We start from the raw sequence: 16,142 nt of genomic DNA, 5'->3' as shown, positions 1-16,142 counted from the left end.
GTGACCAGCCCCCAAGGCAGCACCCGGCCGGCCGTCCTGCCCACCCTGCTCGGCCTCGGCCCCCGCGCCGAGCGCCGCCGCCGCGCCCTGCCCGCCGGGATACTGCGACTGCCCACCATCGGCGTCGACATCGGCGGCACCAAGGTGGTCGCCGGAGTGGTCGACGGCGAGGGCACGGTGCTGGAGAAGCTGCGCACCGACACCCCCGACAAGAGCAAGAGCGCCAAGGTCGTCGAGAACGTCATCGTCGACCTGGTGCTGGAGCTCGCCGACCGGCACGACGTCCACGCCGTCGGCATCGGCGCGGCCGGCTGGGTCGACGCCGACCGCTCCACGGTGCTGTTCGCCCCGCACCTGAACTGGCGGGGCGAGCCGCTCCAGCAGGCGCTCAGCGAGCGGCTGCGCTTCCCGGTGATCGTCGAGAACGACGCCAACGCCGCCGCCTGGGCCGAATGGCGCTTCGGCGCCGGGCGCGGCGAGGACCACATGGTGATGCTCACCCTGGGCACCGGCATCGGCGGCGCCGTCGTCCGCGACGGCTACGTCGACCGCGGCAAGTACGGCCTGGCGGGCGAGTTCGGCCACATGCAGGTGCTGCCCGGCGGCCACCGCTGCCCGTGCGGCAACCGCGGCTGCTGGGAGCAGTACTCCTCCGGCAACGCGCTGGTGCGCGACGCCCGCGAACTCGTCGCCGAGGAGTCCCCGGTGGTTCAGCCGCTGCTCGCCCGGGCCGGCGGCACCGTCGAGGGCATCACCGGACCGCTGGTCACCGAGGCCGCCCGGGCCGGCGACCCGACCGCCACCGAACTGCTCTACGAGGTCGGCACCTGGCTCGGCGTCGGCATCGCCAACCTGGCCGCCGCGCTCGACCCGGGCCGCTTCGTCATCGGCGGCGGCGTCTCCGAGGCCGGCGACCTGCTGCTCGGCCCGGCCCGGGACACCTTCCGCCGCACCCTCACCGGGCGCGGCTTCCGGCCCGAGGCCAGCATCGTGCACGCCGCACTCGGCAACGAGGCCGGCCTGGTCGGCGCCGCCGACCTCGCCCGGCAGGTCGCCCGCCGGTTCCGCACCATCAAGCGGCGCCGGGTCGAGCGCAGCGGCGTCTGACCGTCCTCTCCCCGATCGCGTCGGCCGCGTCAACTACCGGTTGGTAGCGGTGCGGTGTGATTGTCGGGATCATGCCTCCTGTGAGACAACGGAGTTGACGTCGACTCAGGAGGACTCGGATGAGGGCTCTGGCCCGGATCGCACCACCGCTGCTGCTCGCCACCGCCCTGGTCTGGTCCTGCGCCGGGCCGGCCGGGGCGGCGGGGGCGGCCCCGCCGCCGAAGGCCCCCGAGGCGGTGGGCCGGGGCGGAGCTGTGGCCAGCGTCGACGCCGACGCCACCGCGGCCGGCATCGAGGTGCTGCGCAAGGGCGGCAACGCGGTCGACGCGGCGGTCGCGACCGCGGCCGCCCTCGGCGTCACCGAGCCCTACTCCTCCGGCATCGGCGGCGGCGGGTACTTCGTCTACTACGACCACGCCACCGGCCGGGTGCACACCATCGACGGCCGCGAGGTGGCCGGCGGCACCGCCGACAGCGGGCTGTTCCTGGAGGACGGCAAGCCGCTGGCCTTCGCCGACGCCGTCACCAGCGGCCTGTCCGTCGGCGTCCCCGGCACCGCCGCCACCTGGGACACCGCCCTGCGCCAGTGGGGCACCCGCACGCTCGCCGACGCCCTCAAGCCCGCCGAGCGGATCGCCGACGACGGCTTCGTCGTCGACCAGACCTTCCACGGTCAGACCGCCGACAACTACGACCGGTTCAAGGACTTCCCGGACACCGCCAAGCTCTACCTGCCCGGCGGCAAGCCCCCCGAGGTCGGCACCGTCCTGCGCAACCCCGACCTCGCCGCCACCTACCGGCTGCTCGCCAAGGACGGCGTCAAGGCCTTCTACCAGGGCGACCTCGGCAAGGACGTGGCCGACACCGTCCAGCACCCGCCGGTCGACCCGGCCTCCGGCCGCAAGGCCCGCCCCGGCAAGATCGACACCGCCGACCTCGCCGCCTACCAGGTCCGCCGCCAGGCGCCCACCCACGTCCCGTACCGGGACTACGACGTCTACTCCATCGCCCCCTCCAGCTCCGGCGGCACCACCGTCGGCGAGGCGCTCGGCATCCTGGAGGACGGCGACCTCGGCGCGTACAGCGACACGCAGTACTACCACCACTTCCTGGACGCCTCCCGGATCGCCTTCGCCGACCGCAACCGCTGGGTCGGCGACCCGGCCTTCGGCGACGTCCCCACCAAGGAACTGCTCTCCGCGCGCTACGCCGCCTCCCGGGCCTGCCTGATCAGCCCCGACCGCGCCCTCACCAGCCCGCTCGCCCCCGGCGACCCGCGCCACCCCGCCGACTGCGCCGAGGCCGGCCCCGCCGTCGCCGAGCCCTACGAGGGCCCCAACACCACCCACCTCAGCGTGGCCGACCGCTGGGGCAACGTCGTCTCCTACACCCTCACCATCGAGCAGACCGGCGGCAGCGGCATCACCGTCCCCGGCCGCGGCTTCCTGCTCAACAACGAGCTCACCGACTTCGACTTCACCCCGCTCACCCCGGGCGTCCCCGACCCCAACCTGCCCGGGCCGGGCAAGCGGCCGCGCTCCTCGATCTCCCCGACCATCGTGCTGCGCGACGGCGAACCGCTGCTGGCCACCGGCAGCCCCGGCGGCGCGACCATCATCACCACCACCCTCCAGGTGCTGCTCGGGCGGCTCGACCGGGGCCTGAGCCTGGAACAGGCCATCGCCGCACCGCGCGCCAGCCAGCGCAACACCGTCGCCACCCAGGCCGAGCCCGGCTTCCTGGCGCTGCCCGAACGGGCCGCCCTGGAGGCGCTCGGGCACAGCTTCACGTCCGTCGCCGAGATCGGCGCCGCGACCGGCGTCGAACGGCTGCCGGACGGGCGGTGGGTGGCCGCGGCCGAACCGGTCCGGCGCGGAGGCGGCTCCGCGGCGGTGGTTCGGCCCACGGGCTGACCGGGCCGCAGGCCGGCCGGGCCGCGCTGTCGGTGCCGGGCGGTATGTTCGGGGTGGGCGTCCCCTCGGGGGTGCCCACCCCTCGTCTTGACCGGACCGCCCGTCCGTACCGAACCGCCCGTCCGTACCGAACCACCGGGAAGGCCGCCCGCCGTGACCGTCCGCATCGCCACCTGGAACATCAACTCCGTCACCGCGCGGCTGCCCAAGCTCCTGGAGTGGCTGGAGAGCGCCAAGCCCGACGTGCTCTGCCTCCAGGAGCTCAAGTGCGCGGCCGACGCCTTCCCGTACGAGGAGGTGCGTGCCCTCGGGTACGAGACGGCGGCCCACGGCACCGGCCGGTGGAACGGCGTCGCGATCGTGTCCCGGCTCGGCCTGGACGACGTCGTGCGCGACCTGCCCGGCCAGCCCGGCTACCTCGCCGACGGCGCCCTGCTGCCCGACGTCGAGCCGCGCGCCGTCGCCGCCACCTGCGGCCCGGTCCGGGTCTGGTCGGTCTACGTGCCCAACGGCCGCGAGGTCGACCACGCCCACTACCGCTACAAGCTGGAGTGGCTGCAGGCGCTGCGCACGGCCGCCACCGAGGACGCCGCCGGGCCCCGTCCGTTCGCCGTCCTCGGGGACTTCAACATCGCTCCCACCGACGAGGACGTCTACGACGTCGCTGCCTTCGAGGGCCTCACCCACGTCACCCCCGCCGAGCGGGCGGCGCTGGAGGCCCTCGGCGAGGTGGGCCTGCACGACGTGGTGCCGCGCCCGCTCAAGTACGACCGCCCCTACACCTACTGGGACTACCGCCAGCTGGCCTTCCCCAAGAACCGGGGCATGCGGATCGACCTCACCTACGCCAACAAGCCCTTCGTGGACGCCGTCACCGACAGCTATGTGGACCGCGAGGCCCGCAAGGGCAAGGGCACCTCGGACCACGCGCCGGTCGTGGTGGACCTCGACCTGTGAATCACCCTGGGTGAGGGGCGGTAACCCGAACGGTCCCGACCGGTGGCCGGGTTCGGGAGGGCTGCCTACTGTCGGGCATAACCGGGTGCAGTTGTTCGACCACGTGGACATCGGAGTCCCCCCGGCTGCGCCCGAGAATCCCGGAGGTTCCGGCATGCGCCCCATGCGTACGGCCGCCGCCGCCCTGATCGGCGCGACGGTGCTGACCGGCCTGACGGCCCCCCTTGCATCCGCCAGGGACGGCTCGGCCTCGGTCAGCCCGTCCCAGGCCGCACCGGGCCAGACCGTGAAGCTCACGGTCTCCTGTGAGAAGTCGGACAAGCCCGACGCCAAGACCATCACCGCCCACTCCGCCGCGTTCGAGGGCGGTCCGGCCACTCTCACCCTGGGCTCCGACGGCAAGCACAGCGGCTCGGCCCGGCTGGCCGGCCAGCACTCCGGGGACAACAAGATCGACGGCACCTGCCCGGACGGCGGGGCGTTCTCCACCAAGGTCGCGGTCGCCGGCGTCCCGGTCGCCGGCTCCGACAAGGGCTCTGACAAGGGCTCTGACAAGGGCTCCGAGAAAGGCCCTGAGAAGGGTCCCGAGAAGGGTCCCGAGAAGGGTCCCGAGAAAGGCCTCGGCGACTGGGGCAAGGCGGCCGGCGAGTGGGCGGGTTCGCTCGGCCAGTCCGGCGCCGGCGGCCAGCAGGTCGCCCCGCACGGTGCCGTCAACACCGGCCTCGGCGGTTCGGTCGCGGCCGATCCGGCGGAGCTGGCCGGGGGCCTGGCCCTGGTGGCGGGCGGCGTCGGAGGCTTCTGGCTGCTGCGGCGGCGCGGTGCCTGATGGGCACCGCGCCTTTTTGTCTTTCCCGCGCGCCGTCGGACCCTGACCGGGCCGGCGGCGCACAGGCGTGTCAGCCGGCCTGCGGCGCGGGCTTGCGCTGCTGCTGAGGCCCGTGCCCGTGCCCGTGCCCGAGTTCGTGCCCGTGCTTGTGCTCGTGCCCGTGCTTGTGCCCGAGTTCGTGCTCGTGCTCGTGCCGGAGGGTGCCGCTGGCCAGCAGGTACTGGGCCAGGACGTACGTCGCCATGATCCAGAACTGGTGCCCCGGCAGCTCCCGCCACTTCGCCAGTTGGGTGGCGATCAGCGTGTCGGACAGCAGGAACAGCGCCCCGCCCAGCCCGGTCCGCCAGCCCAGCCCGGCCGAGGTGACGGCCGTGGAGGCGAGCAGCAGGCTGTAGCCGGCCACCGGGATCCGCAGGTCCCCGAGGTCCGGCCAGAGCTGCCCGACCATGGCCGCCCAGGCGGTTGCGTACGCGGCCGCCACCACCAGGGCCCGCCGACGGTCGGTCAGCGCCCCGCGCCGGACGAACATCGTCACGTAGCAGACGTGCGCCGCCGCGAACGAGCCCATCCCGGCCAGGAACGCGGTGTCGTTCTTCAGCTGGAGCAGCACGTCCCCGCCCGCGCTCAGCAGCAGCGCCGGGGCCAGCGGCTTCGGTGCCCGCCGCCCGGCGCCGGCGGCCGCGGCGACGCTGTGCGCGGCCAGCAGCGGCATCAGGGCCGGCTTGGTGGCGTTCTGCAGCACGGACGCGCCGGAGGCGATCGCGCCCAGGTGCGTCGCCGAGGCGGCCGCGAAGCCGCCGAGCAGACCGGCGGCCGAGCGCAGGCGGCCGCCGAGGACGGCACGGGTGGTCGTACGGATGCTCATGCGGCTGCTGACCTCCGGGGTCGGGCGGTGGGGGAGTGGGACGAACCCTAGGCGACCCGTCGGTGCGGCGGAAGAGCGGGTTACCGGTGCGTAACCCGGGCGGCGCGGGGCGGGTGACGGCGCGGCGCCGGGTGCGGTCCGGTGGGTGGCATAGCGGAGGGAGGTCGGTCACTTCGGCGCACGGCCGGTTGCTGCCACCGGGTGACCCGGCCACCGTCTAGTCTGGTCCCCGACATGGAGCAGCAGGAGTACGCGGTCGGCGCCACCCGGGTGGCCACCGGCAGGCCGGACGGGCGCACGGGCGGGACGGGGCGGAGGGCCACCGACGCCCTCCTCGCCGTACGCGAACCCGCAGCCGGGGCGGCGCCCGAAGCCGTGTCCGGCCCCCGTGCTGACGCCGCGCCGACCAGGCCCGCCCCCGAGCCGGGCGCCGCTTCCGCGCTCTCGTCCGACCCGGGCCTGCTCCGGCTCGCCCACTGGTTCGCCGCCGCCACCCCCGGCACCGCCGACGACCTGTGCGCCGCCTCCTTCGGCCTCTACCCGGCCCGCCATCTCGGCGCCCCCGCCGAAGCGGCGCCCGACGCCGACGTCAGCTGGTGGCACGGCCCCACCGCGCACGCCACCGCCACCCCGCGCTCCCGGGAGCCCCGCCCCGTCGGCGGTCTGCGCCGTGCCCGGCGGGACGCCTCCGCACTGCCCGTCGTCCGGTCAGGCGCCAAGCCGGGCAGGCCCGGAAGGCACCGCAAGCCCGAGCGCACCCGCCCGGTGCCGGGCGCGCAGGATCGCTCCGGCCAGGACCTTCCGATACCGGCCCCCGCCCCGGTTCTTCCCGCCGCGGACGTCTCGGCCCCGGCCCTGCCCGCCGTCGATCTGCCCGCTGCCGAGCGCCGGATCGCTGCCCGGCTGCTGCTCGCCCACCCGCTGGTCACCGCGTCCGGCCCGCACGCCGACGGCTTCCCGCTGATCCGCCGTCACCGCGACTGGCTCGTCGAACGCTTCGACGCCCTGCTCGGCTACCGGCTCGTCGTCGGCCCCTGGCACGCCCGGCTCTGCAAGGCCGGCCTCGGCCCCGGCGCCGCCCGCCGCCTCGAACACCCCGCGACCGGCGCCCCGTTCACCCCCGCCGGTTACGCCCAACTCGCCCTTGCCCTCGCCCTGTTGGTCGACGCCCCCGAGCAACTGCCGTACGGGCGGCTGCTCGACGCCATGCGCGCCGCGGCGCCGGGCCTCGCCGCCGGCCCGGCCGACCGCGCGATGGCCCTCGCCGCGCTCGCCGACTGGCAGGTCCTCGGCGACCTGCCGGCCGGCGGGGCAGACCCGGCAGACCCGGCCGCCCGGGCCGCCGTACTGACCGTCGACCGCGAACTCGCCCGCGCCGTCCCGGCCGGCCCGCCCGCCCTCGCCGACGACGCCGCCGACCTGATCCGCCGCGCCGCCGACGCCGAACCCGCCACCGCCGTGCGCCGCCTGCTCGCCGAGACCCCCGCCGTCCTCGACGCCGACCTCCCCGAGGACCGGCGCGCCTGGCTGCACGAGCACCGGCTGAGCGGCCCGGCCGCGCTCGCCGACTTCCTCGGCCTGGAGACCGAGCTGCGGACCGAGGGCGTCGCCCTGCTCGACCCGGCCGACGAGCTCACCGACCTCGTCTTCCCCGGCGCCGGCCCCCTGCCCCAGGCCGCCCTGCTGCTGCTCGAACGCCTGGTCGAGGAAGTCCGCCCGCTGCCCGGCGAGACCACCACCGGCGGCGACGTCCCGATCCCCGACGCGCTGATAGACGGCGTCCTCGGCGACATCGCCGACGAGTACGGCCTCCCGGCCCGCTGGCGCCGCGACTACCTCGCCGACCGCACCGCGCTGCGCCGCGACGCCCTCGACCTGCTCCACAACCTCGGCCTGATCACCCCCACCCCCCGCGGCAGCCGCCCCCCGGGCTGGCTCCTGCGCCCGCCCGCCGCCCGCTACGCCCCGGCCCCGGACCTCCACCCCGTCCCCGGCACCGGCCGCCACTCCCGCCCCGCGCCGGCCGGGGCCCGGGAGCAGCGGCGCGCCTGAGGCCGGTCCGCCGCCCCGCTGCGCCGTCGCGCTCCGCTCCGCTCCGCTGCCCCGCTCCGCTCCGCTGCCCCGCTCCGCCGTCGCCGGAAAGGCGGAAGCACCGCGTCCGGGGGCGGACGGCGGTGCTGAGGGGGTGGATCGGACGGCCTGTCGGTTTCCTTCTCGCCGGTCGCTTTCTCGCGGGTCACTTCCTCGCGGTGGCCGTGGTGGCGGCGATGGTGTCGTGCTGGACGGTCTCGACGGTGGCGCCGACGCCGAAGGTGCCGAGGGCGATGGAGGCGAGGACGGCGGTGGCGGCGAGGAGGCGGCGGTGGCGCCGGGGGAGCGGGAAGCGCGGTTCCTGGTAGGGCGCCTGAGGGCTGGCGTTCATGACAGGGAGGGTCCCAGGGTGGTGTGAACGGTCGGTACGCGCGGGTGAAGTCCGGGCGGGGGTTGGGCGTCGGTTGGCCGCGTACGCCCCACCTGCACGGGTGGGGCGTACGCGCTGGTCAGCGGCGTGGTGTGCGTTCGGCGAGGGCCTCGCCGACGGCGACCCGGACGGCGTCGCGCAGGCCGTGCACGGGGTGCAGGCGGGACGGGCCGGCCGCCGGGTCCTCGCGGAGCTCCTTCACCAGGGACACGCAGAGCAGCAGCATCACGACCACGAACGGCAGCGCGACCAGGATCGTCGCGTTCTGCAGCGCGGTGAGCCCGCCGGCCAGCAGCAGGGCGGCGGCGACCCCGCCCATCAGCACGCCCCAGACGACCACGAGCCAGGTGCGCGGGTGCAGCGAGCCGCGGCTGGAGAGCGAGCCGAGGACGAGGGAGGCGGAGTCGGCGCTGGTGATGAAGAAGGTCATCACCAGCAGCACGGCGACGACGCTGGTGGCGGAGCCGAGCGGCAGCGCGCGCAGCATCTCGAACAGCGAGGCCTCCGCGCCCTTCGGGATGGTCGCGACCAGGTCGGCCGCGCCGGTGGAGACCAGCCGGATCGCGGTGCCGCCCATCACGCAGAACCAGATCACGGTGGCCCCGCTGGGGACCAGCAGGACGCCGATCAGGAACTGCCGGATGGTGCGGCCGCGGGAGATGCGGGCGATGAAGGTGCCGACGAAGGGGGCCCAGGAGAGCCACCAGGCCCAGTAGAAGATCGTCCAGGAGCCGAGCCAGCTCTCGTCGGTGAAGGCCCCGGTCTGGGTGGACATGCCGAGCAGGTCGGAGAGGTAGCCGCCGACGGTGGAGGGGATCGCGTCCAGCGTGAACACCGTCGGGCCGAACACGAAGACGAAGAGCATGATCAGCGAGGCCAGGACGACGTTCGCGGTGGAGAGCCACTTGACGCCCTTGTGGACGCCGGAGAAGGCGGAGAGCACGAAGGCGGCGGTCAGCGAGCCGATGATGATCAGCTGGGCGTTCTGGGTGTTGCGCACGGAGGTGATGTAGCCGAGGCCGTCGGCGACCTGGAGCGCGCCGAGGCCCAGGCTGGTGGCGGAGCCGAAGACGGTGGCGAAGACGGCCAGCAGGTCGATCGCGCGCCCGGGCCAGCCGTCGGCGCCGCGCTGGCCGATGAGCGGGACGAAGGCGGCGGAGATGCGGTTGCCGCGGCCCTTGCGGAAGGTGGTGTAGGCGAGGGCGAGGCCGCCGACGGCGTAGATCGCCCACGGGTGCAGGGTCCAGTGGAACAGCGAGAACTCCAGGGCCTGCTGGGCGGCGGCCGCGCTCTGCGGTTCCAGGCCGGAGCCGGGTTGCGGGGTGGCGAACAGTTGGAGCGGCTCGCCGACGCCGTAGAACATCAGGCCGATGCCCATTCCGGCGCTGAACATCATGGCGACCCAGGCGAGGGTGGAGAACTCGGGTTCGTCGTCGTCGCGGCCGAGCCGGATGCGACCGAAGCGGCTGAAGGCGAGCAGCACGGTGAGGACGAGGAAGACGTCGGCGGCGACCACGAACAGCCAGCCGAAGTTGTGCAGGACCCAGCCGAGCGCGCTGCTGGAGGTCCGGCCGAGCGAGTCCTCGGCGAACACGCCCCAGGCGACCACGGCCAGCACCAGGGCGGCGCTGATCCCGAACACCGCCCGGTCGGCGGGCAGGGTCGCGGCGGGTTCGTCGGGCTCCTCCGCGCGTTGGTCGGGCTGCGGCGGCTGGCTGCTCATCGGGTGGACTCTCCTACCTCGGGGGCGGACGTGGGCTTCGGCGACATCGGCGGATTAAAGCTGCATGTCGCACTATGTCCAGTTCGTGCCGCGAGGGGCGGGAGGGCGCGCCGGGGAGGCGGTGGGTGGGGACTTACGTCCCGTCAGGCCGGGTGCTCATGGGCCGGGGCGTGCGCGGCGAGCCGGAACCACGGGCGGAAGCCGTCCGGCGCCGGGGAGTTGGGCCGGCTGTCGCGTCGGACGGGGTCAGGGCCGGTGGGTGCCGGACGGGACCTCGTACGGCGCCGGGTACGGCGTCTCGTACGGGTTCAGCACCAGCCGCACCACGTCCTCCAGCCGCCGCCGGGCGTCGCCGAGGGTGGTGCGGCCGGTCACCCAGGCGGTCAGCTCGCCCTGCCAGGCGTGGGCGACGATGTGCCGCACCAGGTCGCTGGCGGCGGCCGGCACCTCGGCCGTCACCGCCTGGAGGGCGGTGCTGTCGGCCCGGGCCATGCCCTGCAGGGTCTCGCTGGCGAACGGATCGGTGGAGGCGGCGACGGACACCCGCAGCCGGGCCAGCTCGGGCTGGCGCTGGTAGGCCCGCATCCCGCCGCGGACGAAGCGGACCGCCCGGTCGGTGGCCCCCAGCCCGGCGCGCGGACCGCGCAGTTCCGCCACCAGGTCGGCCAGCAGCAGGCGGTGCCACTCGGCGATCGCCGCCGCCAGCAGGTGGTCCTTGGAGGAGAAGTAGCGGTACGCCGTCCCCAGGGCGACTCCGGACCGCTCGCAGACCTGTTTCATCTGCAGCCGTTCGACGCCGATCTCGTTCACCAGGGCGAGCGCGGCCGCGATCAGGCTTCCGCGGCGTTCGAGCTGACGCGGAGACATCGCCTCCACCGGCCGTGGTGACAGGTCAACCTTGGTCACCCGCACCATGATACGGGCCGGGGCCGCTCAGGAGTATGACGCCGACCGGCCCCCTTGCGTTCGCCGTGCGGTCACCGTCGCCGGGCCCGTCCCGCGCCGTCCCGTTCTGTCCCGGGTCGGCGCAGTCGGTGGATCAGCGCAGTCGGCGGATCAGCGACTCCTGCACGGCGGAGGCGACCAGCCGCCCGTCCCGGTCGTAGAACTCGCCGAGCGACAGCCCCCGGCCGTCCGAGGAGGACGGGCTGCGCTGGGCGAACAGCAGCCACTCGTCGGCCCGGAACGGGCGGTGGAACCACATCGCGTGGTCGAGCGAGGCGATCAGCAGCCGGGGCGGCTCGGTGCGCTGGAAGAAGTTCGGCTGCTCGTGCAGGCCGGCGGTGGAGGCCAGCGTGAGGTCGGACAGGTAGGTGAGCGCGCAGACGTGCAGGAGCGGGTCGCCCTCGGGCAGCGGGGAGGCGATGCGCAGCCAGACGAACTGCTGCGGCATCCCCGGCACGGACGCCGGCACGCCCGGCGCGTCCGGCGGGACGAAGCGCAGTTCGAGGTCGCGGAAGCCGCCGGTGCCGGTGATCGCCGCGCGCAGGGCCGGATCCCAGAGCGAGAAGGCGTCCGGCAGGGTCTCCGGCCCGGGCAGCGGCGGCATCGTGCGGTGGCGGTCGGTGGCGGTCTCGGGGCGCTTGAAGGAGGCGGAGAGGGTGAAGATCGCGTTCTGGTTCTGCACCGCCGTCACCCGGCGGGTGGTGTAGGAGACGCCCTCGCGGACCCGTTCGACCTCGTAGCGGATCGGCTGGGACGGGTCGCCGGGCAGCAGGAAGTAGCCGTGCAGCGAGTGCACCGCGCGCGGGCCCTCGCAGGTGCGGCCGGCGGCGGTGAGCGCCTGCGCGGCGACCTGCCCGCCGAACGCGCGCATCGGCGCCCCGGCGTGGCAGCGGCCCCGGAACGTGTTCTCGTCCAGTCGTTCCAGCTCCAGCAGTCCGGCGAACGAGCCGGCCGGGCGGTCGGCCCGGATTTCCTGTTCTGTCAGGTCGGTCACGGGCCCATAGTGGCAGAATCCCGCCGCGCCGCGGTGTGACCTGGGTAACGCCCCGGGGCTCCGGAGCCCGGTAGAACCTGTTCCAGTGCGGTCGCGGCCCGACGGATTGTCAGTGCCCTCACCTAGCGTGTTCGACATGACGCAATCCGCACACGCGTACGCCTATCTGCGCCCGTCCGCCGTCCTCGACGGCGCCGACGGCCGGCACCTCGACCTGGCCACCTCCGGCGGCGCCACCCCGCTCGGGGAGGCGGCCAACCCGCGCTTCTTCGCGGGCTTCCTGGCCGACCCGGCGCCGGCCGCCGCCGCGCTGCTCGCCGTCGCGGACGTCGCCGCCGCGCGGTACTACCAGCCGCAGCTGCGCTCCTCGCTCGACCCGGTGGTCACCGCCAACGGGGACCGGCTGCGCTTCGAGTCGTTCTCCGGCTGCTGCGGCGTCTACGCCCGGCTCGACGTGCTCCAGGCCGGCCTCGACGGCGACGAGATCGGCCACGGCACCACCAACGTGGACGTCAACAACCCGCTGCGGGAGGCCCTGACCAGGATCGGCCCGAGCGACCCGCTGCACCTCGCGGTCGGGCCGGACGCGCTGGAGGTCACCAGCTTCGACGGGCCGCTGGTCGAGAAGAAGGTGCCGCTGCCGCAGCGCTGGCTGCGCGGCTTCGCCGAGACCCAGGTCGTCGCCGCCGGCTTCGACCTGCGCGCCGAACTGCCCGCCGCCGAGGCGGTCCGCTTCCTGCGCTCGCTGCCGCGCGGCGGCCGCTCCAGCACCGCCTGGGTCGTCCCGGCCGGGCGGACGCTGCGGCCCACCACCCGGCCGGTGCCCGGCGCCGTCTGCCTGCCCGGGCCCGACCGGCTGGTGGCGCTCCAGCGGGTGCTGCGGCACGCGCTCGCCCTGCGGGTGTACGGCCCGGTCGCCGCCACCGGCCCGGCCGCCTCGGCGTGGGAAGTGGTCCTGCCCGGCATGCGGCTCACCCTGACCCTCTCGCCCGACGCCTCCCGGGGCTTCTCCGGCGAGGGCGGGGTGCTCGGCGCGCTCGCCACCGGCACCGCCGAGCAGGACGCCGACCTCGTCGCGGTACTGCTCGCCTGGGAGCCGCGGATCGAGGTCGCCGACCTCGCCGAGCAGTCCGGGCTCAGCCACGAGCGGGTCCGCGCCGCGCTCACCCGGCTCGGCACCGCCGGGCAGATCGGCTACGACACCGCCGAGGCCGCCTACTTCCACCGCCAGCTCCCGTACGACGCCGGGCGGGCCGAGGCCGCCAACCCGCGGCTGCGTGCCGCCCAGGCCCTGGTCGCGGCGGGCGCGGTGCGGCTGGAGCCGGGCGGCACGACGGCCGTCGTCACGGTGGACGACCACATCCAGCGGGTGCGTACGGACGAGGCGGGGCGCCTCGGCTGCACCTGCCTCTGGTGGGCCAAGTACCGTGGCGGGCGCGGTCCGTGCAAGCACGCGCTGGCGGTCGCGATGGTGCGGGAGGCGGCCCAACGGGCGGACGGGGAACAGGTTCCGGCGGTCCCGGCGGTCCCGGCGGTCCCGGCGGTTCCGACGACGGATAAGGGGGTCCAGGCATGAGCGCGGCGGCAGGGGGGTCGGAGGCGGTGCGGGGCGCGACGGCGGTGGCGCCGATGCCGGAGGCGGTGCGGGGCGAGGCGGCGGTCGAGGACCTGCTCGCCGCCGTCCGGGGCGGACGGATGCCGCAGATACCGGCGCTGGTCGCCGCGCTGGACCAGGCGCAGCGCCGGGACTGCCTGCTCGCGTTGAAGGCGCTGCGCAAGGAACTGCGCGACGAGTGGTCGAAGGAGGCGCTCGCCACCAGGGGCGCCCTGCTGCTGGCCGGCGCCGGCTGCCACGCCGGCCCGGCCGGGGCCGCCACCTGGCTCGGCGCCCGCGACTTCACCTCGCTCGGCTGGGCCCGCCACCCGGCGGTGGGCCAACTCGTCGCGGCGCAGCCGGTGGAGTGGCAGATCGAGGTGGCCACCCGGCTCGCCGCCCGGCCGGCGCCGAGCTGGGGCTGGGCGCTGTACCCGGTGATCGAGGCCGTGGTGCGCCGCACCGGCTGCGCGGTGCCGCAGAGCGAGCCCTTCGTCCGCGAGTGGATGGAACGCCAGCGCCGGGGCAGCGGCGCACGGCCCACCCTGGTCGAGCTGCTGCGGGCCGACGCGTTCACCCCGCTGCTGCTGCCCCGGGTGTTCGAACTCGCCGACATCGGTGGCGCGGTGTCCTTGCGGTTCAGCCCCCGCCCCGGGGACGCCTTTACGGAGGCGATCGCCGAACTCGCCGCCGCCGGCGACCTCGACCGGGCCGACCTGATCGACCGCTGCCTGGCCCGGCTGCTGCGCGGCGGCAAGCCGGCCGACCAGCGCTTCTTCCTCGACGTGCTGAGGGCCCTCGCCCCGACCCCGCAGGAGTACGCCGCCCGGGTACGGGACGTGCTGCCGCTGCTGGACGGGCTGTCGGTGGTCGCCGGGCACGCCCAGGAGGTGCTCGCCGGGCTGGACGAGGCCGGGCTGATCGAACCCGAGGTGCTGGTCGAGTCCTCCGCGGTGGTGCTGTTCCGGGCCGAGAAGAAGCTCGTCCGCGCCCAACTCGGCTGGCTGGAGCGGGCGGCCCGGCGCGAGCCCGGGCGGTCCGGGCCGGTGGTGCTCGCGGCCGCCGAGGCGTTCGGGCACCCGGACCAGGCCGTCCAGGAGCGGGCGTTGAACGTGGTGGCCCGGCACCTGCGCGCGGCCGGGGAGGCCCTCCTGCCCGAACTGCGGCTCGCCGCCGAGGTGCTGAACCCCGCCCACCACCGGCGCGCCGGCGAACTGTTCGGCGCGCCGGTCGGTGGCGACGGCGACGACGACCCGGACACCGGGTGGAACGAACTCCTCCCGCCCGCCCCCCAGCCCCTCCCGCTCGGCCCGCCGATCGCCTCGGCGGCCGAACTCGCGCAGGAGCTGTCCGCCCTGCTCGCCGCCGACGAGCCGGAGCCGACGGTCTTCGAGCGCGTGCTGGACGGCCTGGTCCGCCAGGCCCACCAGGACCGGGCGGCGCTCGCCGAGGCACTGGAGCCGGTCCGGCGGGTCCACCCGTGGAGCGGCGTCGACCGCTGGCGCGACTGCTCGCCCCGGGACGTCCTCCACGTCGTGGCCGCGGTGGCCGGCGAGACGCCGCCGCACCGGTTCTGGGACTTCCTCGGCGGCAAGGGCCGGTCCCCGCTGCGCGGCCAGAACAACACCGCGCAGGGCACCGCCCTCGCCGCCCGGCTGGAGGAGGCCGCCTGGCAGGTGACCGCGAACCGGCCGCCCTACCTGCTGGCCATCCCGACCGACACCACCGGCGCGATCGACCCCGGCACGCTGGTCGAACGCCTCGCCGGGTACCAGGCGGCGGGCGTCACCCCCGGCCGGGCCGACCTGTGTGCGGCCCTGCTGCGGGTCGGCCCCCGCGCCGACGCCGGGGTGCTGCGCGCCGCCGAGGCGCTCACCTCGCCGTCCGGGCGGTGGGCCGCCCAGTGGCTGCGCACCGGCGGCCTGCCCGACCAGCCGTCCGAGCGGGTGCTGTTCGCCCCCGGCCGGGGCTCGAAGCACGGCCACCAGTACGCGGACCGCTGGTGGGAGGACGTCCGGCGGGTGGCCGTCGCCCAACCCGGCATCGGAGCCGGCCCGAAGGGCCCGGACGGCGAGCGGCTCGCCCCCGAGTTCCGGGCGCTGCTGGAGGGCACCGAGCCGAGCGTGGCCCGGGCCCGCAAGGTGGGCGACTGGACGTGGCGGCCCACGGCGCACTGGGCCGCGATGCTCCCCTGGCACCGGGAGGAACTGGCGGCCCGGTGGCTCGACCACTTCGCCGCCGGCGCCGACCGGGACGAGCGCGGCGCGGGCCGGCTGCTGCCCGCCCTCGCCGAGGCCGGCGGCCCGGCCGGGCTCGCCCTGCACCTGGCGCTGGCCTACGGCCTGGGCGCCCGGCACACCGAGGACCGGACGGCGGCCGTCGACGCCCTGCTGGTGCTCGCCGCCCGCGGCGAGCTGGACGGCGCGCAGCTCGGCCGCGAACTCGGCGCGCTGGTCGACTGCGGCGCGGTGAAGCCCAACCGGCTCGCGGCGGCGCTCACCCTGGCCGCCGGGACGGGCGCCTACGGCACGGTCTGGTCGGTGCTCGGGCCCGCGCTGCCGACCCTGCTGGGCGGCGAGGGCGCGCCCGCCCGGGGCCTCGGCGACCTGCTCGCCCTCGCGGCGGACTGCGCCCGGCGCACCGGCGCCCGGGGGCCGGTGGCCGAGGTGACGGCGGCGGCGGAGCAGGGCGGGTCGAGCCGGCTGGTCAAGGAGGCCCGCGCACTGCGGGACGTCCTGGCGGGGTGACGCCGCGGTT

At 75.7% G+C, this 16,142-nt stretch carries 12 protein-coding genes; 7 read left to right on the top strand and 5 right to left on the bottom strand.

Annotation, left to right across the window (positions count from 1 at the left end):
• The 4 genes from ACFWPT_RS04110 to ACFWPT_RS04095 all read left to right on the top strand — a co-directional run bounded on the left by ACFWPT_RS04110 (window position 1) and on the right by ACFWPT_RS04095 (window position 4,803).
• Entirely contained in the window at window positions 1-1,107 is a 1,107-nt protein-coding gene (locus ACFWPT_RS04110; protein WP_063350026.1) for an ROK family glucokinase, read from the top strand.
• 119 nt (window positions 1,108-1,226) lie between these two features.
• The gene (gene ggt, locus ACFWPT_RS04105) at window positions 1,227-3,020 is read left to right on the top strand and encodes a gamma-glutamyltransferase (protein WP_380479405.1); all 1,794 of its coding nucleotides are present in this window, start codon (window positions 1,227-1,229) and stop codon (window positions 3,018-3,020) included.
• Window positions 3,021-3,173: 153 nt separating this feature from the next.
• Entirely contained in the window at window positions 3,174-3,977 is an 804-nt protein-coding gene (locus ACFWPT_RS04100; protein ID WP_380479402.1) for an exodeoxyribonuclease III, read from the top strand.
• A 154-nt stretch (window positions 3,978-4,131) separates the two neighbouring features.
• A complete protein-coding gene (locus ACFWPT_RS04095) occupies window positions 4,132-4,803 on the top strand; it encodes a hypothetical protein (RefSeq protein WP_380479399.1) in 672 nt (223 codons plus the stop codon).
• A gap of 70 nt (window positions 4,804-4,873) precedes the next feature.
• On the opposite strand, the gene ACFWPT_RS04090 is transcribed toward ACFWPT_RS04095, so the two are convergent.
• On the bottom strand, window positions 4,874-5,668 hold the full coding sequence (locus tag ACFWPT_RS04090; protein ID WP_380479397.1) for a lysoplasmalogenase: 795 nt from the start codon (window positions 5,666-5,668) through the stop codon (window positions 4,874-4,876).
• A 234-nt stretch (window positions 5,669-5,902) separates the two neighbouring features.
• Between ACFWPT_RS04090 and ACFWPT_RS04085 the strand changes: the two genes are divergently transcribed.
• Window positions 5,903-7,720 carry a DUF2398 family protein gene (locus ACFWPT_RS04085; RefSeq protein WP_380479395.1) on the top strand — a complete coding sequence of 606 codons (1,818 nt, stop codon included), beginning with the start codon at window positions 5,903-5,905 and terminating at the stop codon, window positions 7,718-7,720.
• Window positions 7,721-7,904: 184 nt separating this feature from the next.
• Here the strand turns inward: ACFWPT_RS04085 and ACFWPT_RS04080 are convergent, their stop codons facing one another.
• The 4 genes from ACFWPT_RS04080 to ACFWPT_RS04065 all read right to left on the bottom strand — a co-directional run bounded on the left by ACFWPT_RS04080 (window position 7,905) and on the right by ACFWPT_RS04065 (window position 11,791).
• Window positions 7,905-8,090, bottom strand: a complete 186-nt coding sequence (locus ACFWPT_RS04080) for a hypothetical protein (RefSeq protein ID WP_063350032.1) — start codon at window positions 8,088-8,090, stop codon at window positions 7,905-7,907.
• Between the two features lie 118 nt (window positions 8,091-8,208).
• Window positions 8,209-9,852, bottom strand: coding sequence for a BCCT family transporter (locus ACFWPT_RS04075; protein WP_363367186.1), 1,644 nt, complete (start codon window positions 9,850-9,852; stop codon window positions 8,209-8,211).
• A 246-nt stretch (window positions 9,853-10,098) separates the two neighbouring features.
• Window positions 10,099-10,758, bottom strand: coding sequence for a TetR/AcrR family transcriptional regulator (locus ACFWPT_RS04070; protein WP_063351543.1), 660 nt, complete (start codon window positions 10,756-10,758; stop codon window positions 10,099-10,101).
• Between the two features lie 133 nt (window positions 10,759-10,891).
• Entirely contained in the window at window positions 10,892-11,791 is a 900-nt protein-coding gene (locus tag ACFWPT_RS04065) for an acyl-CoA thioesterase II (RefSeq protein ID WP_363616798.1), read from the bottom strand.
• A gap of 136 nt (window positions 11,792-11,927) precedes the next feature.
• Here ACFWPT_RS04065 and ACFWPT_RS04060 point away from each other — a divergent pair, with 136 nt between their 5' ends.
• Both ACFWPT_RS04060 and ACFWPT_RS04055 read left to right on the top strand, forming a co-directional pair.
• Entirely contained in the window at window positions 11,928-13,367 is a 1,440-nt protein-coding gene (locus ACFWPT_RS04060) for an SWIM zinc finger family protein (protein WP_380479391.1), read from the top strand.
• Entirely contained in the window at window positions 13,364-16,132 is a 2,769-nt protein-coding gene (locus ACFWPT_RS04055) for a DUF6493 family protein (RefSeq protein ID WP_380479389.1), read from the top strand. The genes ACFWPT_RS04060 and ACFWPT_RS04055 overlap by 4 nt, the downstream gene beginning before the upstream one ends.
• The last annotated feature ends 10 nt before the right edge of the window (window positions 16,133-16,142 follow it).

The organism is Kitasatospora sp. NPDC058478 (assembly GCF_042720345.1).
Lineage (GTDB): Bacteria > Actinomycetota > Actinomycetes > Streptomycetales > Streptomycetaceae > Kitasatospora.
Note: the sequence above shows the minus strand (reverse complement) of the source record. Positions and strands in the feature narration are given on the sequence as shown.